General features: G+C 61.2%; 23 protein-coding genes, 1 pseudogene and 1 other annotated feature. Of the genes and pseudogenes, 12 read left to right on the forward strand and 12 right to left on the reverse strand.

Going from position 1 to position 20,202, the window contains the following annotated elements; translation table 11 throughout:
• Window positions 1-7: 7 nt before the first annotated feature.
• A complete protein-coding gene (locus tag VMR39_RS27420) occupies window positions 8-1,015 on the forward strand; it encodes a chemotaxis protein CheB (RefSeq protein WP_325421202.1) in 1,008 nt (335 codons plus the stop codon).
• Here the strand turns inward: VMR39_RS27420 and VMR39_RS27425 are convergent.
• From VMR39_RS27425 to VMR39_RS27435, 3 genes are all read right to left on the reverse strand, one after another.
• The gene (locus VMR39_RS27425; protein ID WP_325421204.1) at window positions 1,012-1,209 is read right to left on the reverse strand and encodes a hypothetical protein; all 198 of its coding nucleotides are present in this window, start codon (window positions 1,207-1,209) and stop codon (window positions 1,012-1,014) included. The genes VMR39_RS27420 and VMR39_RS27425 overlap by 4 nt on opposite strands.
• Window positions 1,210-1,332: 123 nt before the next feature.
• A complete protein-coding gene (locus VMR39_RS27430; protein WP_325421206.1) occupies window positions 1,333-3,564 on the reverse strand; it encodes a CheR family methyltransferase in 2,232 nt (743 codons plus the stop codon).
• 57 nt (window positions 3,565-3,621) lie between these two features.
• Window positions 3,622-3,957, reverse strand: a complete 336-nt coding sequence (locus VMR39_RS27435; protein ID WP_325421248.1) for a hypothetical protein — start codon at window positions 3,955-3,957, stop codon at window positions 3,622-3,624.
• On the opposite strand from VMR39_RS27435, the gene VMR39_RS27440 reads away from it, so the two are divergent.
• Window positions 3,853-4,467 (forward strand): sensor histidine kinase, encoded by a 615-nt coding sequence (locus VMR39_RS27440; RefSeq protein ID WP_325421246.1) that lies wholly within the window; start codon window positions 3,853-3,855, stop codon window positions 4,465-4,467. The two genes, VMR39_RS27435 and VMR39_RS27440, sit on opposite strands and share 105 nt — an antisense overlap.
• Window positions 4,468-4,473: 6 nt before the next feature.
• Window positions 4,474-5,190 (forward strand): Crp/Fnr family transcriptional regulator, encoded by a 717-nt coding sequence (locus VMR39_RS27445; RefSeq protein ID WP_325421208.1) that lies wholly within the window; start codon window positions 4,474-4,476, stop codon window positions 5,188-5,190.
• 115 nt (window positions 5,191-5,305) lie between these two features.
• On the opposite strand, the gene VMR39_RS27450 is transcribed toward VMR39_RS27445, so the two are convergent.
• Together VMR39_RS27450 and VMR39_RS27455 are read right to left on the reverse strand one after the other, a co-directional pair.
• Window positions 5,306-6,025: a Crp/Fnr family transcriptional regulator gene (locus VMR39_RS27450; protein ID WP_325421210.1), complete on the reverse strand. Its 720-nt coding sequence runs from the start codon at window positions 6,023-6,025 to the stop codon at window positions 5,306-5,308.
• Window positions 6,022-6,276: a DUF6894 family protein gene (locus tag VMR39_RS27455; protein ID WP_325421212.1), complete on the reverse strand. Its 255-nt coding sequence runs from the start codon at window positions 6,274-6,276 to the stop codon at window positions 6,022-6,024. The genes VMR39_RS27450 and VMR39_RS27455 overlap by 4 nt, the downstream gene beginning before the upstream one ends.
• A gap of 136 nt (window positions 6,277-6,412) precedes the next feature.
• On the opposite strand from VMR39_RS27455, the gene VMR39_RS27460 reads away from it, so the two are divergent.
• Window positions 6,413-6,673: a hypothetical protein gene (locus tag VMR39_RS27460; protein WP_325421214.1), complete on the forward strand. Its 261-nt coding sequence runs from the start codon at window positions 6,413-6,415 to the stop codon at window positions 6,671-6,673.
• Window positions 6,674-6,873: 200 nt separating this feature from the next.
• Here VMR39_RS27460 and VMR39_RS27465 read toward each other — a convergent pair.
• Window positions 6,874-7,774, reverse strand: a pseudogene (locus VMR39_RS27465) (IS3 family transposase); the annotation flags it as partial.
• Window positions 7,378-7,494 (reverse strand) — a sequence feature (AL1L pseudoknot). Its footprint overlaps the pseudogene before it by 117 nt.
• A 349-nt stretch (window positions 7,775-8,123) precedes the next feature.
• Here VMR39_RS27465 and VMR39_RS27470 point away from each other — a divergent pair.
• From VMR39_RS27470 to VMR39_RS27495, 6 genes are all read left to right on the forward strand, one after another.
• Window positions 8,124-8,621, forward strand: coding sequence for a class I SAM-dependent methyltransferase (locus VMR39_RS27470; protein WP_325421216.1), 498 nt, complete (start codon window positions 8,124-8,126; stop codon window positions 8,619-8,621).
• Window positions 8,618-9,073: a hypothetical protein gene (locus VMR39_RS27475; protein WP_325421218.1), complete on the forward strand. Its 456-nt coding sequence runs from the start codon at window positions 8,618-8,620 to the stop codon at window positions 9,071-9,073. The genes VMR39_RS27470 and VMR39_RS27475 overlap by 4 nt, the downstream gene beginning before the upstream one ends.
• 16 nt (window positions 9,074-9,089) lie before the next feature.
• Entirely contained in the window at window positions 9,090-9,326 is a 237-nt protein-coding gene (locus VMR39_RS27480; RefSeq protein WP_325421220.1) for a hypothetical protein, read from the forward strand.
• Window positions 9,327-9,345: 19 nt separating this feature from the next.
• Complete coding sequence (locus tag VMR39_RS27485) at window positions 9,346-9,642, forward strand: DUF3175 domain-containing protein (RefSeq protein ID WP_325421222.1); 297 nt, start codon at window positions 9,346-9,348, stop codon at window positions 9,640-9,642.
• Window positions 9,629-9,925: a plasmid stabilization protein gene (locus tag VMR39_RS27490; RefSeq protein ID WP_325421224.1), complete on the forward strand. Its 297-nt coding sequence runs from the start codon at window positions 9,629-9,631 to the stop codon at window positions 9,923-9,925. The genes VMR39_RS27485 and VMR39_RS27490 overlap by 14 nt, the downstream gene beginning before the upstream one ends.
• 441 nt (window positions 9,926-10,366) lie before the next feature.
• Window positions 10,367-10,597, forward strand: a complete 231-nt coding sequence (locus VMR39_RS27495) for a hypothetical protein (protein ID WP_325421226.1) — start codon at window positions 10,367-10,369, stop codon at window positions 10,595-10,597.
• Between the two features lie 35 nt (window positions 10,598-10,632).
• On the opposite strand, the gene VMR39_RS27500 is transcribed toward VMR39_RS27495, so the two are convergent.
• Together VMR39_RS27500 and VMR39_RS27505 are read right to left on the reverse strand one after the other, a co-directional pair.
• Entirely contained in the window at window positions 10,633-11,484 is an 852-nt protein-coding gene (locus VMR39_RS27500; protein ID WP_325421228.1) for an SDR family oxidoreductase, read from the reverse strand.
• A gap of 102 nt (window positions 11,485-11,586) precedes the next feature.
• Window positions 11,587-13,758 carry a sugar nucleotide-binding protein gene (locus VMR39_RS27505; RefSeq protein WP_325421230.1) on the reverse strand — a complete coding sequence of 724 codons (2,172 nt, stop codon included), beginning with the start codon at window positions 13,756-13,758 and terminating at the stop codon, window positions 11,587-11,589.
• A 135-nt stretch (window positions 13,759-13,893) separates the two neighbouring features.
• On the opposite strand from VMR39_RS27505, the gene VMR39_RS27510 reads away from it, so the two are divergent.
• Both VMR39_RS27510 and VMR39_RS27515 read left to right on the forward strand, forming a co-directional pair.
• Window positions 13,894-15,093, forward strand: coding sequence for a glycosyltransferase (locus VMR39_RS27510; protein WP_325421232.1), 1,200 nt, complete (start codon window positions 13,894-13,896; stop codon window positions 15,091-15,093).
• Between the two features lie 172 nt (window positions 15,094-15,265).
• Window positions 15,266-15,532 (forward strand): hypothetical protein, encoded by a 267-nt coding sequence (locus VMR39_RS27515; protein ID WP_325421234.1) that lies wholly within the window; start codon window positions 15,266-15,268, stop codon window positions 15,530-15,532.
• An 8-nt stretch (window positions 15,533-15,540) separates the two neighbouring features.
• On the opposite strand, the gene VMR39_RS27520 is transcribed toward VMR39_RS27515, so the two are convergent.
• The 4 genes from VMR39_RS27520 to VMR39_RS27535 all read right to left on the reverse strand — a co-directional run.
• A complete protein-coding gene (locus tag VMR39_RS27520) occupies window positions 15,541-16,044 on the reverse strand; it encodes a lytic transglycosylase domain-containing protein (protein WP_325421236.1) in 504 nt (167 codons plus the stop codon).
• On the reverse strand, window positions 16,044-16,619 hold the full coding sequence (locus VMR39_RS27525) for a restriction endonuclease (RefSeq protein ID WP_325421238.1): 576 nt from the start codon (window positions 16,617-16,619) through the stop codon (window positions 16,044-16,046). Before VMR39_RS27525 ends, VMR39_RS27520 begins: the two co-directional genes overlap by 1 nt.
• A gap of 11 nt (window positions 16,620-16,630) precedes the next feature.
• Window positions 16,631-19,585, reverse strand: coding sequence for a MobF family relaxase (gene mobF, locus VMR39_RS27530; RefSeq protein ID WP_325421240.1), 2,955 nt, complete (start codon window positions 19,583-19,585; stop codon window positions 16,631-16,633).
• Window positions 19,582-20,202: type IV secretion system DNA-binding domain-containing protein (locus tag VMR39_RS27535; protein WP_325421242.1), on the reverse strand; the 621-nt coding region annotated here is incomplete at its 5' end. The genes mobF and VMR39_RS27535, both read right to left, overlap by 4 nt.

Genomic DNA, 20,202 nt, shown 5'->3' on the forward strand with positions numbered 1-20,202 from the left:
AGGCATTATGCCGACCAAGGACATTGTAGTAATCGGCGCATCGGCTGGCGGCGTGGAAGCGCTGCAGCGGCTATGTGCGGGGCTCCCGGCGGACTTTCCCGCCGCCATTTTCATCGCCCAGCACCTGTCGCCTTCCGCGCGCAGCCTGCTGCCGCAATTGATCGGGCGCGCCGGACCGCTCCCCGCCATTTCGCCGATGGACGGCGATATCATCGAAGCGGGACGCATCTATATCGCGGCGCCCGATCTCCACATGCTGCTGCGACCGGGCAACATCCTCATGCGCCGCGGCCCGCAGGAAAACCGGACGCGGCCGGCGGTGAACGCGCTGTTCCGTTCGGCCGCGATCGCTTATGGGGGGCGCGTCATCGGTGTCGTGCTCACCGGGTTGCTGGATGACGGCACAGAAGGCCTGATCGCGATCAAGGCCGCGGGCGGCCTGTCGATGGTCCAGGATCCCGCCGACGCGCAGTGGCCGTCGATGCCGCAAAATGCGCTCAAGCGCGATCATGTCGACCATTGCGTAGCGCTCGACGGTCTCGCCGCGCTGCTCGGCACATTGGTGCGCGAAGAGGCCGGAGCCAGCGTCCCCTTGCCCAAGGACTATCTGGTGGAGGACCGCATGGCCGCTAGGGATTTTGCCATCATGGAACCGAATGTCGTCACGCCGGGACAGCCCAGCCATATCTCCTGCCCCGACTGCGGAGGCGTACTGAACGAGATCGAGCTGGAGGGCGAGCTGCGTTTCCGCTGCCAGGTCGGTCATGCCTTCACGCCGCTCGGCCTTGCCGCGGCGCAGAACGAAGAGCTGGAGCGCGCGCTGTCGATCGCCGCACGCACCCATCGCGACCGCATCCGCCTGTTCGTCCAGATGCGCGAAAGCGCGCATGCGCGAGGCCTGCCCCATGCCGAAGGACGCTGGGCCGAAGCATCGCGGGAATCCGAACAGATGATCCAGGTGCTCGAACGGGCGATGTCGAGCCTGCGTAAATCCCAGACCGACGGCGAAGCTTAACGGGTACTGAAGTTGAGTCCCATGATATGCGCCTTGCTCTTACGCGAGGTGCGTACAGCTGCCGCTCTGCGCTCATATTCCTCTGCGAAATTGCGGTGTACGGTAGCGATGGACGGATTCACCGCTTCCTCGGCGCGCTGACGGGCATAGAGCGCGCGCTTACGATAATATTCCTCATCGATTTCATCGAGCATGTCTGCTTCCTTACGCTTTCCCCCGATCGAAATGTCATCCTATTCAAGAGCGGCGCAAACGCCTTGATCTTTGATAACGACGATCTGAAAAACCATCGAAAAACTGACATATGCTAAACCAGGCTAACCCAACTGTTGACGATCGCTTGTGTCGTGGACGATCGCGACCAGCAGCGGCGGATGCTCGTCCGCGAAATATTGCATGCAGATCTCGGCGGGATAGCGGCGGTTGTCGGCAGCGCCGATCACCGTCTCGAACACAATCTCCGGTTTCGCCCGGCTCATGAGCGGCGCGAGCAGACCCTTGATCTCCGCCCCCGATACGTCCGGCATGACGTCGAGCAGCGACATCAACGACAATTGCTGCTCCGAATAGCCAAGTTTCTTCTGCGCCCCTTCGTTGGTCAGCGTGAAGTGCAGCGTTACGGGATCGAGAAAATAAATCTCGTTGAGCGCCCGCCCCATGATCCGGCCCAGATAGCGGCCATAATCGTCGCGGCGATGCTCCTCGGTAACGTCCTGAAACAGCAACACCAAGCCATGTCGATCATTCTCCTCGTCGAGCAGGCCCGAGACGATCACATTGCACAAAAGGCGGCGCCCCCGCCGGTCGATGCCCTCGATGATCTTCTCGACCTGTTTCTCGCTTCCCGCCTGTACCGTCGCCATCGCTTCGCGCAGCAGGTGGACCGGCAGGCCGATGTCCAGCGACTCGAAACTGGTTCCGAGCACCTCTTCGGACCGCAGGCCCCAGGCATTCTCGCTCCACCGGTTCCAGCTCTGGATCGCATGCTTGGAATCGAGCACGATGATGCCGCCATTCATACTGCGCAGCACCGATTCCAGATAGAGACGATAGCTCGACGCCTGTTCGGCCTGGATGCGCAGTTCCTCGTTGACCGATTCCATCTCCTCGTTGCTGGACCGCGCCTCTTCGTTCAGCGTCTCCAGTTCCTCGTTGATGGATTGAAGCTCTTCGTTGGTGGTCTCCAGTTCCTCGTTGGTGGACTGAAGCTCCTCGTTGGTGGTCTCCAGCTCCTCATTGGCCGACTGGAGTTCCTCGATCGTGTTCTCCAGATTCTCCTGCGCCGCCTCCAGCTCGAGATGCAGCATATGCATCCGCGTGGTGTCGGCGAAGCTCAGCAGCACGGCGTAGACGCTGCCGTCGGGCCGGGCGAGCGGACGCACGTCGATGGTGAGGCGCAACACGTCGGCCTGGGTCAGCCGATATTCCTGGTCCTCCAGCCGGATGCCGCGCCGGGTGCGGAACACCTCCTCGATCGGCCCGCGCAATTCCATCGGCCGGTAGGAGATCGGCAGGTCCTGGAACGGCCGCCCGATGTCCGCTTCGCCCACGCCCAGCAGATGCCGGGCCGGATTGTTCGCCAGCGCGACCGCGCCGGTCTCGTCCACCACGACTAGCGCATTACCCGCTTCGTTCACTACCGCTTCGAGCAGCAGCACGCTGGGCAGGGGCGTTTCGGCCCGCCGCGAACGGCCGCCTGCAAAGCCGCCGTTGATCGGCCGGCGCCATTCCTGCGCGACCTTGGAGAAGATACGGTGCTTCAACTCGACCGCCTTGAACAAAGGCGAGCGCGCGAGCTGCGTTTCCGCCTTGCCCAGAAAAAGGGTGCCTTCGGGATTAAGCGCATAGTGCAGGCGCGGAAGCACGACGCCTTGGGTCTCGACTTCCAGATAGATCAGCAGGTTGCGGCACACGAGCAGGTCGATGCGCGAGATCGGCGCGTCGTTGACGACATTATGTCGGCCGAAGATCACGCATTTGCGCAGTTCGCGCTCGAATACATAATGATTGTTGGTGCGCTCGAAATATTTTTCGAGTAAGTCGGGAGGCACGCTCTCGACGTCACGCGGGCTGTAGCTGGCCAGACGCGCGACTTTCAGCGCCTCTTCGTCCAGGTCCGTGGCATAGATTTTCACCCGGTTGCAGAAGTCCGCACTGCCCAGCGCTTCGGCCAGCAGCATGGCGATCGAATAGGGTTCTTCTCCGGATGCGCAGCCCACGCTCCAGATGCGGATCGGCTTATCCGGCTCGCTGTTGGCCACCAGCCGGGGCACGACCTCTTCCTTCAATACCGCCCATGCGTCGGCATCGCGGAAAAAGGATGTGACGTTGATCAGCACCGTGTTCAACAGGCTCTCGAACTCGCCTGGATCGGCTTCCAGATAGGATTGATAGTCGTCGAACGTCTTCGTCTCCACGGCTTCCATGCGCAAGTTGATCCTGCGGCGCAGGCTGGTCCGCTTGTAGCCGCGAAAATCCAGCCGGCGGCTGTCCTGAATATATTGAAGCAGCGATTCGAACGCGGGGTCCGATGATGTCTTTTCGGCCATGATGACTTTCGAGGCGGAACTGCCGCCGCTGAAGGAGGGGTGCCGGTACGCTACTCGCTACCGCTGCTCTCTCCAATAAAACTTGTAAGCGTCGGCGAATTTTCGATATGTCGTCAGCGATGGCACCGGATCGCGTGATATGCGTTCTTGCGCTGAAACGGTTGGCGAGGCAGTGTGGCGGAAGCGGAGTTCAACGGCGATCCTGCTGCGCAATTGCAGCGCGCCCTCGACGAGCGGGACACATACAAGCGCGCATTGGACAAAAGCCTCGAGCGGGAAGCCCTCGTGATGCGGGAATTCCATCATCGTATCCGCAACCAACTGGCGGTGGTGCGGTCGATCTTTTCCCGCACGATCGAGACGGCCGAAACGCTGGAGCATGTCGCCGATCATTTTCCGGATAGGCTGAACACGGTGGCGCGCTATCAGGCGCAGCTATCTCTGACGTCCGAGGTCGGCCTCGACCTGGAGATGATGGTTTGCGACGAGTTGATCACGGTCGCGTCGGCCAATGATCCTCGCGTGCTGATCGAAGGGTCGGAAGTCAGGATAGGGCATGATCAGGCTTCGGCGCTTGCGCTTGGAATTCACGAGTTGATGATCAATTCGGTCAAATATGGCGTTCTGGCCAGTATGGACGGGCATGGATCATTGCGGATTGGCTGGGCTCTTCGCGATCGGCGATTGACATTCTACTGGACTGAAACCGGCGTGTCTGTCGTTGCGTCCGCTCCGATCCCTGAACGCTTTGGCCGCAAATATATCGAGCAGGCCCTGCCTTATCAGCTTGAAGCTGATACCAGCTTCGAAATCATGCCGGGCGGGGTGCGATGCACGATTGCATTCACGATAGATTCAGAACCCTTGACACCAAGGGATACAAGTTTCGTTGCCGAACGTTGATCCTGAATGGAAGCGCAAACCTTTTCGTTCGGCCATCTCCCGACCTTTAGCCGACTGGCGGCGCTCGCTACGCTGAGCAATGGGGATCTCGCCAAACTGGAGGCCGCCGGCCGCAGCGCTCGAATTGTCCCTGCGCGGCGAGAAGTCGACATGTATGAGAAAGGGGTCCGGCGTTCGCTGCTGCTGATGGATGGCTGGGCATACCGGATGCATTTGTTGAGCGATGGACGACGCCAGATCCTTCAATTTCTGCTCCCTGGCGATTTGATCGATAATCTGGAAGCACAGGACGCGAACGGCCCTGCGAGTCTGACCGCCTTGACGGACATTGCGGTTTGCGTTGCGCCGGGCGCCGATGAGGACGGCAGCGGGCTGGAAAGCGCCTATGCCTCCAGCCGGCGGCTCGAACGTGGCTATTTGTTTCGTCAAATCACCCGGCTGGGCCGGCTAAGCGCCTATGAGCGGATCGTCGATTGGTTGTGCGAAATGCATGAGCGGCTGGCGCTCAGTGGATGTTGTGAGGGTAATAGGATGACTATTCCCCTCACACAGGAGATCATCGCCGATGCCGTCGGCCTCACCAGTGTACATGTCAATCGGACCTTGCAGGCGTTGCGGCGCGATCGGCTCATTCAGGTCAATGGCAGGACGATAACCTTCCTCGATCATACGACCTGTCAAAGTCTCGTCAACCGGCCCCAGGGGAGCGCAGTCCTGGCTTAGCCCATCAGGAAGCATGCAATAATGGCAGGCCCGGCCTACCGGCAGACGAAAGAGAGCGGCGGGCCGTTCCTGTTCTGGCGGAGTGGATTAGCTACGCCTGGGCGACGCCGCTTACCTACCGGCGGCGGCGATCCACATACAGATACATAGGATCGAATTCGGCGAGCATCCTCAGCTTTTCGAGCGACCTCAGTTCGACACGGCTTCGGCGAAACTCTACCAGGCCATCCTCGCGCAACGCTTTGAGCGAGCGGTTCACATGGACCGCGGTGAGGCCGGAGCATTCCGCCAACTCAGCCTGCGTGAGTGGCAGTTCGAAGCCTCTGTCATCGGCCATACCGACGATACACAGCCGAACTTGCAGCTCGCAAAACAGATGCGCGATTCGCGCGACGGCGGACCGCCGCCCCAGCGAAAGCTCCCACTCGCGATGCACCGCGGCATCGATGTTGGTGAGGAACCAATAGAGGCGCGCGAGGTGAGGGTGCTGCTCGGTGATTTCTTGCAATTTCTCATGCGGAACTAACGCGACCCGGCATGGCGTTAGAGTCATGATGTCATGATCGAGATATTTGAGCGTGAAGCTGTGCAGATCAACGAAGTCGCCGCTCACATGCAATTCACTGATCTGCCGCTGTCCATCGCTGAGGTCCTTGTAGCGACACATGAACCCGTCGAGCAGCAGCGTGGAGTGGGTCAATTGCTCTGCCCTGCGAATGACGGTCAGATCGGGCTCATAGATGCGCACCTCCGCTACCGCGGCGCGAATAGCGTCTTCTTCTTGCGAACTGAGTTCGTCGCGCGCGCGAAGCTTGGCGATATGGCGATCGATCATGCCGCTTCTCCGTCCACGACAAGCTCGACCGCTTCGGAAAAACGCAGGATGGCAAGCGCCTCGCCTGTCTCGTCCGCAATCTCGATATGGCCACGAAAGTCGATCCGGCCCTGTCTGACCTCTTCGCTTAAAACATCGCGGATGGAATCCAGCGCTAACTGCCGCGCCTCGTCGAGGGAGCCTAGATCCTGACCCTGCTCGTCTGGCGCCGTGCCGGTCTGGTTATGCAAATGAAGGTAAAAGCGGGTCATGACCGCGTAACGTGTGCGACGGCACTTCGTTGCCGGTTTGGGCGATAAGGAAACTTCACCGGACCGCAGGTTTTACCTTGCTATCCTGGATCAGTCTTGAGGTGCTTCTCCCTTCTCCAAAGGAACAGGCGCATGCGTGCACCGTTTCCCCTGCATGGACATGGGGACACCGATTCCGATTATCGTGGCGCTGCTGGCGCTTTCAATTGCGCTTTTCGTCGCGGGACTTCTTCTGCGGCGCAAGGCCTTGCTCACGTCGCGCGGGGCCTGCCTGGCTTGGGCCATCTTGTCTGTGCTGCCACTGTTTGGAACCGGGCTGATCCTTTTCACGCGTGATCAGGTTAATTTGTCCACAGGTAAGGTGCCGGTGCGTGAAGACCCGAATCTTGCTCGCTGAAGCGCGGAAGAACTTTGGGCCTGAGACATTCCAGCCAAGGCGTTTTTGTCTGCAGCAGCGCATAAGCGCCGGAGGAACGTTTTCGCCCGTCTCGCGACTTCCATCATTATAGCTTGCAACCGCTCTCGCGTCAGCCCGCAGAGCTGAATCATTGTACCCTGACTAAACGCCGGTCAGGTCCTGATTATCGAACGTCCGCAGCCGCCGCGATGCGCCGGTCGGCGATCATGCAGCGCCTGCTCGAGCGCATCCAGCACGAAGCTGGCGTGCGCCGTCCGGCTGGCCCGCCAGCCAACGATCCGCCGAGCATATGTATCGATAACGAAGGCGACGTAGACGAACCCCACCCAGGTCGCGACGTAGGCGAAGTCCGACATCCACAGCATGTTCGGGGCTGGCGCGTAGGACTGGCGGTTGACGTGATCAAGCGGGCATGGCGCCGCCTTGTCGCTGATGGTGGTGCGCACCGGCTTGCCGCGGATCACTCCTGCCAAGCCCATCTCGCGCCTCAGCCGAGCGACCGTACAGCGGGCGACGGACACGTCCTCCCGCATCATCTGCCGCCAGACCTTGCGCACGCCGTAGACCGCGAAGTTCTCGACGAACACGCGCGCGATCTCGGGCTTGATGGCCGCATCCTGCCGTGCCCGCGCCGACGGGCGTGTCGGATTCTGTCGCTGCGCGACGCGCTCGTAGTATGTGGATGGCGCGATCGGCAGGACGCGGCAGATCGGCTCGACCCCATAGGCATCGCGGTGATCGTCAATGAACGCGATCATCGCCGGAACGGGCGGTCGTGCTCCGCCTGCGCAAAATATGCCGACGCCTTGCCCAGGATCTCGTTGGCTGCCGCAGTTCACGGAACTCGCGCTCCAACGCCTTCATCTTGTCGGCAACCTCGGTCGGGACACCGGCGCGCTTGCCGCTGTTGACCTCCGCCTTCTTCACCCACTCATGCAGCGTCTGCGGAACGCAGCCGATCTTCTGCGCGATCGATACCACCGCCGCCCAGCGGGAGGGATAATCGCGCTCGTGATCGACCCCCATCCGCACCGACCGCTCGCGCACTTCAGGTGCAAACTTGTTCGTTGTCTTGCTCATACAGGCTCCACCTTCTCAGGAGTTGGAGCCTCCGGCAAACCCGGCGCGGTTCAGTTCGGTTGGCGATACAAAGTGAGTTACTTAGGTTAAGCTACGCAGCTTTTCAGCGCTTGCAGTCGGAACGGCCCTCGGCAAACCAAGTTTTACGCTCATCGTGAATTCCAATCCGTGAGGAAGGTCCGTGAGCAAGACGCTGGCCGACGGGTCCGACGCCATGTCCGTTTCTGCTGCGCCCGGTGGGGATGCCGATCAGAGCCGGTCGTCGCTTGCGCTGACCGTGAAGACATTTTTCCAGTATCCGACAATGGTCGGATCCGCCTTTCCCGCAAGCCGGTGGCTCGTGCGCCGAATGCTGGAACCGATCGACTGGAATGGCATCAAGCTGTTCGTCGAATTCGGACCCGGCACGGGTGCGTTCACGCGCGCGGCGCTGTCTCGTCTGCCTGCTGACGCTGCCTTGCTCGCACTGGACACCAGTCCGGCCTTTGTCGATCACCTCAGGGCGACCATAGACGATCGACGTTTGCATGCCGTCTGCGCGCCGGCATCGAATGTTGCTGCTATCCTTCGAAAGCGTGGCCTGCCGCCGGCCGATTGCATTCTTTCAGGCTTGCCCTTCTCCACCCTTGATCCGGCCGAAGCCGATCGGACGATGCGCGCCGGTCGCGCCATCCTCGCTCCTGACGGCATGTTCTGCGCTTATCAGATGCGCCGCGCCATTGAGCCCCTGCTGAAGACCCATATCGGCGCGATCCATTCTGCCTATGAGTGGCGCAACATCCCGCCCTGTCACCTCTACTGGACCAAAGCGGACCCCTCAAAAGTTGAACTGGGAGACGGTCGATGACTGAGCAGACACGCGAGCCTACAGACCCTTCGGACGTGTCGATGGACGACAGCCCGCGCCAGGGGCCGCTCGGTGAAGTCCGGCCGGACAAGAATGATCCGGATCCGCGCACGCGCGGTGGAGAGCCTCCCGAAAAGGTAGAGGATCGGCCCGCAGTCGGGACGGTAAACCGGAGGATTATCCGGAAGGAGAACGCGCCAAAGGCGCATGAAACGGAGAGAGCCATGGAAGATCAGTCCCGTAGCGAACGCGCCGTGCCGACGGAAAAGACGCGTAAGCCCAACATCTCGACGGAGAACCAGCCTCAGGGTGCGGCCCGCCGGCCCAGCGATACGCTCGACCGCAAGCCCGCACGCGATCCGGTGAGCGGTGGCGCCATATCGTCCGACTATAATCCCGAAACCATGACGCGACGCGGCGAGGAGAACGACACGCGTGCAGGTTCCGACTGAACGAAGGAAATAAGCCATGATGGAGCAGGTGAACCACAGCAGCGGCCGCGACAACAGCGTACTGCAGGACATCGAGAGCCGTCCGCGTTCGACCGAGCCGGCAGAAGGCGATGCCGGGACGCCGCCGCCGGGAAAGGGTTCCCCTACCCCCGCGGATGGTGGATCGGGCAAGGCTGACGACGACGTCGCGCACAAGGATAGATCCGATGGCAATCCTCTGGCGCCGCCCGTCAACATAGATGCTGGCAGCTGAGCGAGACAGGAGAGACGCAATGACCAAGCGCAAATGGTCGCAGGATGTGACCGAACATAGTGATGCGCTCGACCTCGACGAGGGCGTCTTCAAACAGGACGACCCAAAAGCCATCGCCCTGTCGTTGAAACGCTCTGCCGAACATAGCCACCGCCGCAAGGGCACACCGCTGCAATCGGCGATGGGCATGCTGACATTCTACATCAATCGGGCGGGAGACAATCTCAGCGCCAGGCAACGACATATCCTGGAAAAAGCCAAGGACGAGCTGCGGGCGGCATTCAGCAAGAAGGAGAAGAGTCATGCCTCGCGGTGACAAGTCCAGCTATACCGACAAGCAAAAGCGCAAGGCCGAGCATATCGAGGAAGGATATGAGGATCGCGGCGTGTCCAAGGACGAAGCCGAGCGCCGCGCCTGGGCGACGGTGAACAAGGAATCCGGCGGCGGAAAGAAATCGGGACCAGGTCGCAGCAAGATCGAAAACCACGCCTCATCCCGTAAGGGCGGTCATATAGCCGGCTCCGACCAGAGCGCCGAAAAGCGCTCGGCTGCGGCTAAGAAGGGTTGGGAAGCCCGCCGCAAACAGGCGCGTGGCTGACGTCGATTTACGGCGTGATGGCGGTTCACCTGAAGGTTGGTCTCAAGAGTGTGCGCTAACACGGGGCGTCAACGGCGGTTGCGCCAAGAGCCCTACTCCTGCAGACGCCTGCTCGGCTGCGCGGATGGAGATGCGGCAAGTCCGATCCTGCATAGATCGGGGGATATCGCTACGGGTAGCATTGCTGCGGCCTGCTCCACAAAATTCGGCTACCATAGTACGGCGCGAAATCGGTCCGCCAAGACCCGTCCCTGCTGTAACGTCCGGTTGCACCCTCTGGTCAAAAAGACCTATCGACCAGTGCGATCAGTCAGATCGACCCTCATGGCACTGTTTCAACCTGCGTTAATGTCATCAATTTCGGCTGCGATATAATATCGGCGCAGATCCCGCTGCCTGCCGGTCGTTTGCTACAGGAGATAGTCGCGAGGGAGACGTTACATGGAAGATCATTTGAGACTTGCGGCACAAGCCGCCGCACTAAGCAATGAAGAACTGCTTTCGGCGCGTCTCACTATCGCGAATGACCAGCTCACCCCCCCGAGCAGGAAGCATTGGATGAACTCGTCCTCCGTCGTCTCGGCGGTCTCGCCGGAGGGAAATGCCGCAATGTCGGGCACCGCCCGGTTCACGATCAGTCACCAAGAGGCGCGTGACGAGGTGTGCGCATAACGCTCCGCTGATTTGGGATCGTCGGAAAGGCAGCCTCATCCGTTAACGATCGTTCCGCCGTTGGGGTGCAGGACCTGACCCGACATATAGCTTGCGTCGTCGCACGCGAGAAAGAGGAAAGCTGGCGCGACCTCATTGGGCTGGCCTGGTCGGCCCATCGGTGTATCCTCGCCGAAATGTTCCAGCTTCTCTGAGCTTGCACCCCCGCACGGGTTGAGCGGCGTCCATATCGGGCCGGGTGCGACGGCGTTCACGCGAATGCCTTCTCCCACGAGATTTTCCGACAGGGACCGGGTAAAGGCGGTGATGGCGCCCTTGGTAGCGCTATAATCCAATAGCTCGGCGCTGCCCTGGTACATGGTCACGCTGGTGCAATTGATGATCGCCGCCCCGGCCTTTAGATGCGGACGCGCGGCCTGCACGAGGAAGAACATGCCGAAAATATTGGTCTGGAAAGTACGGCGAAGCTGATCCTCGGCGATCCCGGTGATGTCCTTGTCGGGATGCTGTTCGCCCGCATTGTTGACAAGGATATCGACCCTGCCGAACGCCCCCAATGTTTGTGCGACGATCTCGTCAGAAAAGGTCCGTTCGCCGATATCGCCGCGGATCGTGATCGCCTTTCGACCCTCGGCTTCTACGATGCGCCGCGTTTCGGCCGCATCGTCGTCTTCCAGCAGATAGACGATCGCGATGTCGGCACCTTCGCGCGCATAGAGGGCGGCGACCGCCCTGCCTATGCCGCTGTCGGCGCCTGTGATGATGGCCACTTTGCCCGCGAGCCGGTTGGAACCTTGGTAGCGCGGTTGCCATTGGGGCTTGGGCGACAGTTTGCGCTCATGGCCGGGCAGCGCATCTTCGTGGATCATTGGGGCGGTATCGGTCATTGCATAAACTCCTTTGCGTCAAAGAACCCATCGGCCTGCAAAGAGTTCTCCATGCGGCAAGTCTTAATCCCGGCGTGGTCTGTAGGGCGCAATCTGCTGTTATCAGGTGGCCCGCATATGCGCCGAAAATTGGTCCAGGGCAGCGGTAAGGGGCGGCAGGTGCGCGCCGCGCGAACTTGACAGTGCGCCATTGGTCGGCCGACGCGCCGCCCAATTGAATGTCGAACAGGGCGCTTCGACAACAAGCGCGGGTTCCAGGTGCAGCGATAGGGCGACCCGGCGGGCAAAGTCGGCCCATGTGACGGGTTCGCCGTTGGTAAGGTGCCACAGTCCCGCCTCTTCATCTATCAGCAGATCCAGCGCGGTTGCGACCAGATGGGGCACATAGGTGGGCGTGACGAACAGGTCGTTGGCCGCAAGGAACTGCTCACCACGACGGAGCGCATCGACAACCGCGACGGCAAAGTTATGGCGGTCGTAGGGCGAGAAGAACGCGGCTGTACGTATGATCAGATGGCGGCCGGGAAGGCAAAGAAGGCCCGCTTCCATATCCGCCTTGCTGCGTCCGTAGGCGTTCAGGGGCAGCGGAGCATCTGTCTCGTCATAGCCGCCGCTCTTTGTACCATCGAATACAAGATCGCTCGAAAAAGACAGGGTCGGCACCCCATGATCTGCACAGGCGGCCGCCAGGGCTTGCGCACCGCTGGCATTGACCCGACGGCATGCCTGCTCTGCATGTTCGGCATGGTCCACCCGCACCCACCCCGCTGCATTGACCACTGCCCATGGTCGATGCCGTTTTAGCGCTGCGTCCATCGTTCGCGGATCGCCCAAGTCGATCTCGTCGCGACCGGTAAGGACGAATGGAATGTTCCGATGCATGCAGGCGCGCGCGACAGCCTGCCCCAATGTGCCGGTAGCGCCGCAAATCAGCAGGGGTTGCGGGACGGGTTGTACAGCTTGGCCCGCGCAATGTTCGGCGATTGGCGAAGGCCTTGTCATCGGGGTATGCATGATACGGATCGGTCGCTGCCACCATCCCGCTCCCCGGCTTAGCAAGGGGCGGTCACCGCGAAAGGTCAACGCGCCTGGCAAGCGGGTCAATGCGGTGGCACGGGGGGAACCGTTGCTCACATCCCATGCACCTGGCTCATAGAGGCCTTTATGGGTCAATAGGGTGTTCCATCCCTGGCTGCCCAGAAGCGACCAGAGCGTGAAGGCTTCTACGTCGATGCCCCGGCTTCGGGCATTCACCGCTATGTCCCACGCCTGCGCCACCCAACGAAGCTGCTCTTCGCGGGTGCAGCCGTTATGAATCTCGGTTATTGCAAGTGGCGTTCGATAGCGCGCCCAAGCCTCGCTCAATGCGTTGTCCAACCCTGGTGGTGCCGGGTTGAGTACCCGGACCGCCTCGACATCGGCATAAAGCTGCTTGTCGCTGCCGCCATGGGTATGGCGCGGATATCGTTGCAGGCGATGATCCAGGAAACGGTCGCTGGTTAGATAATGATTGATGCCGACCACGTCAGGCGGGCAGGGATCATCGACGATCCGGCGCAAACGATCCTGTAAGCCAAAGGATGACAGCCGCGGCCAGAGGGGATGCAGGTCGTCAACGATTCCAAACAGCAGATCCCATCCGGCCCACCGTCGCTCATTATCGAACGCTGCCTGTCCCCTCAGCGTCGCTGTTGCGTAGGTTCGTCCAAGATCGTCAGTCTGGATAAGCCGGGCGCCTGGAATGACGCGCCGAATCGCGCGCATGGAGAGCCGTATGGCATCCACCTGATTAAGCAGCGCGAGCCAGAAAGCCCGCTCGTCCTTCAGATGCGGATACCATATACCATAGAGTGCAGAAAACCGCGCCGTCGTCAGCGGTTCGTTAACAGGGGTCCAGTCGGTGACCCAAGGATAGCGCTTGGCCGTGCGGGCCGCGTGGCGCGCCAGTCCGGGCGCGAAACTATCGTCGAGCAGGCTGGTATAGCGCGGACCGCTGCCATGATGCACCAGCCCCGCGATGACCCGCAGCTCCAGCGATTTGAGCCGCGCCATCCGGGCGTCGCTCCACGACCAGTCGCAAAGGCCCGGATCGTCAGGGCTGATATGTTCCCATAGTATTGGATAACGGATCGCGCCGATGCCGAGCGAGGCGAACCGGTCAAGATCGTCGATACGGTCCCGGTGCCCGCTCAGCCGGAGCTGATCGGTGAACATGTCACCTACCCGGTTGAGCGTACATTCCACGCCGGCCCATAGCTCAGGATTGTTTGTCATCAGCCAGTCTCCGGCAACTGTCCAGCAGCCCGCAGCATTGGCACTAAAGCCCTTTCGAGCGAGTTTTCAACGCAGGCCTGACGTATTCACCCCTTTGACCAACCTATGTGAACGAACATTGCTGGAACCGCAGATGTGCGCAGCGGGTTCGGTTTGTTCATATTCCAGAAAGGTAAGTCCATGGGCCGCCGGCCGACGCCACCCTCTCAGTTCCCTGCATCTTTTGTCGCCCTCAGCGGCTTTACCCTGATCTGCTTTAGCCATTTGCGCTGGGACTTCGTTTTTCAGCGGCCCCAGCATCTGATGCGGCGTTTCGCCCACCACAGCCGCGTCCTCTACTGGGAGGAGCCCGTCTCGATCACCGACCTGGACGAGCCGAGACTTCATATCCGCGATTGTCCGCAAACCGGCGTTCGCGTCATCACGCCGCAGTTGTGCGCGGCTGGCGATCCCGCCCTGAATGGCGAAATCCTGAAGCTGCTGCTCGATCAACATCTCGCCAGCGAGCCCGACCCCTATATCCGGTGGTATTACACCCCGATGATGCTGCCCTTTTCAGAGCATGTTCCCGCCGACTGCGTGATCTACGATTGCATGGACGAACTCGCCAACTTTCACGGCGCCCCACCGGAATTATTGCCCCTCGAACAGCGACTGCTGTCTCAGGCCGATGTCGTCTTTACAGGCGGATATAGTCTGTATGAGGCGAAAAAGGACCGGCATCGGGATATTCATCCGGTTCCTTCCAGCGTCGATGTTGCGCATTTCAGCGCAGCCCGGCAGCCGCGCACGCGCGCAACGGGGCATCCCCCCCGTTTTGGCTTTTACGGTGTCATCGATGAGCGGATGGACCTTGAACTGCTAGCGGCGCTCGCCGACGCGCGGCCTGACTGGCACATTGAAGTCATAGGTCCGATCGTCAAGATCAACCCGGATGATCTGCCCCGGCGCGCCAACCTGCATTTTCCGGGTGGCCTGACCTACGAAGAGTTGCCCGCCTGCGTGTGCGCCTGGGATGTCGCCCTGATGCCCTTTGCCATCAACGAAGCCACCCGCTTCATCAGCCCGACTAAGACGCCGGAATATCTTGCGGCCGGGAAGCCCGTTGTATCGACCCCCATAACCGACGTCGTCCGCCATTATGGCGATATCGAAGCCGTATTCGTGGCCGATCGCGGGGAAGCCTTCATTGCCGCATGCGAACAGGCGCTGACTCTGTCCCATACGCCGGGTAGTTGGTTGCAGGAGGGCGATCTTACCGAGACCGACAAAACTCCCGAATGTCGTTTTTTGTGGTTGCGGGGGCTCGCCACCACCGAGACCGACATTCGCTGAGAGTATCAATTTGAACTTATCGTTCAGACGAAGGGTATCGTCGCCTCATACCAGTTCGAATCCCATGCGACCCGCCATACCGCTATTTGCCGCCGTACGCCGCCGTTGCGCCCTCAAACACCGCATTGGCTACGCTGCAATCGGCTTGAACAGGCGGACTTTGGAGGACTTTGTGACCTGCTTTCGCCCCGACGATCGCCATAACAGAGTGGCTAGCTGGTCTCCCGAAGCGCCCGCCGGGCGCTGGCGCGCCTATGACATTGCGGGTCTCTTGGAACGTGACAAGGCTGCGCTCGATATCAGCTGGATTTCCGAGCGAAGCCGGCATCGGGATTTCGGCCCCGAAGCGTTAGACGAGCTAACCGGCCAGATTATTAAGGACCTGACCACCGCGTTGGAGCAGATGGCTGAGCTGGCTGCGCCGCAACCTGCGGCGTGACGGAGGTTTCAGCGCATAAACACGTCGTTCCCGAACCTTCCACTCAGGTGCATGGCCACCGATGCAATATAGTTCCGCTGACGCCACGCCGTCGGGCTGTGGTAGACGCCGACTGCCTTCCAATAGTCTCCCGTCGTCCGCAGGGCGGACAGAAACACCCACCGTGCGGCCTCGGCGTTGAAACAGGGATCAAAACGGAGCCAGTGGCGCACATGAGCTTTTGGCCGACCGATATGCGCGGCGATGCGGCCGACCCACCAACTGTTGATCTGCAAGGGCCCCAGGTCATGGGTGCCGTTGGTGTTGCCAACCTCGGCTCCGATCCAGCCTGCCTCCTGGTCGCGCAGACCCCACAGCGTCTTTTCGAGCCAGGGCCTGCCAAGTGAGGCCTGGCGGATGCACACACCGATCAGACGTTCCTCATCCGGATTGCGCGTTCTGGCCTGCGCCAAGGACGGTGAAATTATCACTCCGCACAGCAATATACCGATGAGATAGGGAACGAAACGCATCATACACCCCTCATCGCCTTTGACGCCACTCGGTCATGGTGCCCTATGCCGGTGAAGTCTGGAAACGGCCCATCTGTCAGCAAGGCGAGAAGTGCGCGACCGGAAATGATTTCGATGGTGCTGCTATTCGCGACGGCGGCCCGGCATTGTGGCCCGGTCCGCCCCGTGTGGATGAAGAGGCCGCGCCGCCCCCTCGTGCGACAGAGCGCCTCAAATGCCGCAACATGTTCCGGCCGGATCGTATCAGCATAGCGCTTGGCCTGGATCAGCCAGGCAGCGCCATTGATGACCACCTGTCCGTCGTTCCCGCCATCACCGGTGTAACGGCGGTTTCGAATGACCTTGTGACCACGGCGCTCGAAACTCTCGAGCAGAAGTTCCTCGAAAGCGAGCGGATCCATGGCGCGCAGGCGGGCATAGAGGAGTTGTGGCGGCTGCAACCGATTCCGTCCGCGAAGTTGGCCCGCCATGGCCCTGGCCTGCCGCCTTCGCCAGCGATGCTTCATGGGCACCCGAAATCGACGGAAGAAAAAAGCCAGAAGGATGAGCAGCAGCGCGGACAGGATAAACAGCATGGGAAATGACCTTATCGCTCGGGACCGTGAGACGGCTCGGGGTGATGGACAGGAAATGGCGTTGGCCGCGTCGGCTGATTTTCTGGTGCCCCGCGATCGGTGCGGGCGCGGTCGAGAATGTCCTTGAGGAAGCGGTCCAGGACCTGTGCAATACTGCGCGCGCCCTCGGCGAGATGTTCGGCGGCGCCGCGCGGCGGACGCTCCCGGCGATCAAGATGCCGTTCGGGCACGCGATCGCGGCGTTGTGCGCGCAATTGCTCCTGTTCGGCCTTGAGATTGGCCAGATGCTGTCCATGGCGGTTCGAGAGTGCATCGACACGGTCTGCCTTCAGCCGCCCCAACCCTTCCGACGAAGATGTTTTCTCGCCCGACTGCCGCTCGAGCTTTGCGATCAACGCCTTGACGTCGTTGGTCCAAAGCCTCGCGCCGAAGGCCGCGCGGGTGATGGCCGTGTAGAAATTCTGGGCGTTGACGAGTGGCGATTCGACCGGGGCAAGCACGAAGACGCGCGGATAGGTCTTGGACTGAGCGGAATAGACGGTCTCGGCATAGCCATGATCCCACGTCCTGTGCTCGGCGAGATCGACCTGTTGCACACGTCCATCCCGGTCCCAGCGGATCGTTGCCACCGCCCCTTCCAGCTTCTCCACGGTCCCACGCTCGGCGTTGCGCAGATCCAGTTCACGGTTGACGAGACGCCACTGGATACGGTCTCCTCCGGCAAGATCGCGATATTCGGGATTGAATATGTTGATGTGCCGGGCCCCGGTGGTCTGCGGATCCCATCGGATCGTGCGTCCTTGCTCGTCGACGAGGCGCACGACCTGTCGGCCATTGGGTTCACGCCCCAGTCCGACGACGCGATAGTCGGCATTGCGGGCGACACCGAGACCTACGATATCGCGGTCGAAACGTACGACCTGACCAGAGCCGTAAAAACGCGCCATATGCTTTTCAGTGTCGGTCAGGCCGGCGGGCGCGAGGATGGACAGCCGGCTGTCCTGGGCGGCGAGACCATTCTCGTCCTTCAGCGCATCGCGAATCTTGCTGTTGACGATGAGGCGGGTCGCATTGTCGAGGACGAGGATATTGGTGCCTGCCCGCGAGTCCGGCTTGAGCCGTATCCAGGCATGCACGACCTGTTCGGCCATCCTCTCATTGTCGGTGACGGTGCTGACGCTATCAAGCTTTGCCAATGCCTCGGCGAAGTTGCCCGATCGTGCGGCAGTGACGGCCGCCTTGATCGATTTGGTTTCCTGCCGCACGGCCTCGGTAAGTTCGACCGTCGGCAGGCCCAGTTTGCGCATCAGCCAGAACGGCTTACCCTGCTCGATGGCGCCAGTCTGTTTCTCGTCGCCCAGCAGCAGCAATCGTGCGCCTGTCGTCCTGCTGATCTCAAGCAGTCGCTGGGCCTGACGGTTACTCAATTGCCCCGCCTCGTCGAGGACCAGCACATGACGGTCGGTGATCCCCTGCCCGCCTCGCGCGACGAAACCAGCAACGGTATAGGAGGCTATATCTGCTTTCTTGCCCAGTTCGGCGGCCGCTGAAGATGTGGGCGCCAGGGCAATCAAGGTCGTGCCGGGCTCAGCCGCCTCTCCCAACACTCTGACCAGCGTCGATTTGCCGGATCCCGCGACGCCGTGGATGGCGGTGATGCGATCGCGTGTCAGCGCCGTCTCGACAAGGGCATTCTGCTGCTGCTTGTTGAGGCTGGTCCCCTCCAGCACGGTAAGCAATCGATCACTTGAGGCAATCGGGGGAGCATCATTCAGGCCGAGCGCGATATGCTGGGTGAGCGCCAGTTCAAGCCGCCAGGATTTGCGACTGGTTCGCCCTCGTGCCAGTATCCTGTGGCCGGTCTGCTCATGGGTCGGGAGCAGCTTGCGTAACAGTTCGTGGTTTTCAATCCGGGGACGGATATCCTCGAGCCGGACTTCACCGACATGGGCGGCGAGACCAGTGCGCAGGATATCGCCCAGATTGTTGACCGCTTCGGTCGTTTCCAATTGCCGCAAGCCGAACAGCGCGGCACGCGACGCCGCCCGTTCGGTGGCTGGCAGGTGCCTGCCTTCTCGCTCATGCGTCCCGGCGGTGATCAACCGAAGCGCGTCGAGCCGTAGCCCGGTCCGCTGGTGCCACCGTGCGACAAGGTCATCCTTGCCGATCTTCACCTTGGCCTTGCGCGTGGCGTAGAATGAGGCGCGCTGGGCCTTCTGCCCGACCAGCCCGTGTTCGCGAGCATGGTCCTCGATCGCCTCGGCGCGCTGCGAGAATTGCTCAATCAGATCATCGGGAACACCGCGTATCTCGAAGAGGCCCGATCGCGGGTTGGTGTCGATCTCATAGCCCGCCTCGCGCAAACCGAAGGCCAGGGCATTGCGATAGATCTGACCCGCGACGCGCTGTTCGCCATACATGACCCTGCTTTCCAGGCTCGCCATGGGATCGCCGGGTTCACGGTTGGTCATGTTGAGGACGACCAGATGGGTGTGGAGATGAGGATCGAGTTCGCGACTACCATGTTCGGTAAAGCGCGCGACGAGGATGCGACCGGTGGTTTCGTGAACGATTTTGCCTTCGTCCCGGCGGCGCAGCTGTGCCTGTTCCTCCAGATAGGTGATAGCGGCGGTCACCGCTCCCTCATGGGCGGCCAGCACGCGTTCGTCCCCGGCCACCAGCGCCATGATCGACACGGACTTTGGCGCGTTGACCGCGAAGTCCCAGCCGGGATGGTGTTGGATCTGCCCATCGGCGCGATGGCGCCCCAGTTGCTGGTCGCCAACCTTGCCAGCCAGAACGTCGCGAAACAGCTTGGGATCGACCGCGCCTGACAGCCCAAGATCAGTCGCGAGCTTGCCGGCCCATTCCGAAGGCTCGTTCCCGCCCTTGGTGTAATAGTCGCCGACCGTATAATAGCGGGCAATGTTGGCGGGCCGACCATGGAGACGCTGGGGCTGGATCATGCCGGCCTCGCCTGCTCACGCGGCCCATCTTCATGGCCATGCTGGACAAGTTCGGAGCGGATTTCTCCCTGCTTGCCGGCAAGGATGGTCCACAGGGTTCGCGCGGGAGCCGGAAGCTCGGCATGCTCTTCATTCAGCAGGATGTCCTCGACCCGCTGCGGATCGATATCGGGCGCCGGAGGGCTGAACAGATCCGGCTGGGGTGAAGGCGGCGTTGGCGTCTCCTGGGATACCGGGGGCTTCTTCGACGGCTTTTCTCCGGCGTTGGGGGCTGGCGGCGTCTGCGCAGCCTCGCGCTCCATGGCTTCACGGACCCGCGATTCGGCGTGGGCAATGCGAACGAGTGTTTGCGCCTTGTCGATCTGGGCGGGCGGATCAGTACGTTCGGCGAAGGCCTCTCCCAGCGATGGAATGTTGTTGAACCGGCTATCGAACCGGACCACAGGCAAATTGCGGCCGAAGCGCAGGAAGCCCACCAGATTGGGCAGGTTGGTGACCTCGGTCGGCATGACCAGCGGCCGGGTCACCTGCATACGCGACAGGTTGACGCCGTCGCGCATGTCGTTGACGCCATAGGACATGCCCTCATTGGCCTCGACCTGTTCGACCTGACCAAG

It is taken from the genome of Sphingobium sp., from assembly GCF_035511395.1.
Taxonomy (GTDB): Bacteria; Pseudomonadota; Alphaproteobacteria; order Sphingomonadales; family Sphingomonadaceae; genus Sphingobium.

Coding starts and splice junctions, on each gene's coding strand:
- VMR39_RS27420 (WP_325421202.1), top strand. CDS start 8: ATGCCGACCAAGGACATTGTAGTAATCGGCGCATCGGCTGGCGGCGTG.
- VMR39_RS27425 (WP_325421204.1), bottom strand. CDS start 1,209: ATGCTCGATGAAATCGATGAGGAATATTATCGTAAGCGCGCGCTCTAT.
- VMR39_RS27430 (WP_325421206.1), bottom strand. CDS start 3,564: ATGGCCGAAAAGACATCATCGGACCCCGCGTTCGAATCGCTGCTTCAA.
- VMR39_RS27440 (WP_325421246.1), top strand. CDS start 3,853: ATGCGGGAATTCCATCATCGTATCCGCAACCAACTGGCGGTGGTGCGG.
- VMR39_RS27435 (WP_325421248.1), bottom strand. CDS start 3,957: ATGATCGGCGACATGCTCCAGCGTTTCGGCCGTCTCGATCGTGCGGGA.
- VMR39_RS27445 (WP_325421208.1), top strand. CDS start 4,474: ATGGAAGCGCAAACCTTTTCGTTCGGCCATCTCCCGACCTTTAGCCGA.
- VMR39_RS27450 (WP_325421210.1), bottom strand. CDS start 6,025: ATGATCGATCGCCATATCGCCAAGCTTCGCGCGCGCGACGAACTCAGT.
- VMR39_RS27455 (WP_325421212.1), bottom strand. CDS start 6,276: ATGACCCGCTTTTACCTTCATTTGCATAACCAGACCGGCACGGCGCCA.
- VMR39_RS27470 (WP_325421216.1), top strand. CDS start 8,124: ATGCTGGAACCGATCGACTGGAATGGCATCAAGCTGTTCGTCGAATTC.
- VMR39_RS27475 (WP_325421218.1), top strand. CDS start 8,618: ATGACTGAGCAGACACGCGAGCCTACAGACCCTTCGGACGTGTCGATG.
- VMR39_RS27480 (WP_325421220.1), top strand. CDS start 9,090: ATGATGGAGCAGGTGAACCACAGCAGCGGCCGCGACAACAGCGTACTG.
- VMR39_RS27485 (WP_325421222.1), top strand. CDS start 9,346: ATGACCAAGCGCAAATGGTCGCAGGATGTGACCGAACATAGTGATGCG.
- VMR39_RS27490 (WP_325421224.1), top strand. CDS start 9,629: ATGCCTCGCGGTGACAAGTCCAGCTATACCGACAAGCAAAAGCGCAAG.
- VMR39_RS27495 (WP_325421226.1), top strand. CDS start 10,367: ATGGAAGATCATTTGAGACTTGCGGCACAAGCCGCCGCACTAAGCAAT.
- VMR39_RS27500 (WP_325421228.1), bottom strand. CDS start 11,484: ATGACCGATACCGCCCCAATGATCCACGAAGATGCGCTGCCCGGCCAT.
- VMR39_RS27505 (WP_325421230.1), bottom strand. CDS start 13,758: ATGACAAACAATCCTGAGCTATGGGCCGGCGTGGAATGTACGCTCAAC.
- VMR39_RS27520 (WP_325421236.1), bottom strand. CDS start 16,044: ATGCGTTTCGTTCCCTATCTCATCGGTATATTGCTGTGCGGAGTGATA.
- VMR39_RS27525 (WP_325421238.1), bottom strand. CDS start 16,619: ATGCTGTTTATCCTGTCCGCGCTGCTGCTCATCCTTCTGGCTTTTTTC.
- mobF (WP_325421240.1), bottom strand. CDS start 19,585: ATGATCCAGCCCCAGCGTCTCCATGGTCGGCCCGCCAACATTGCCCGC.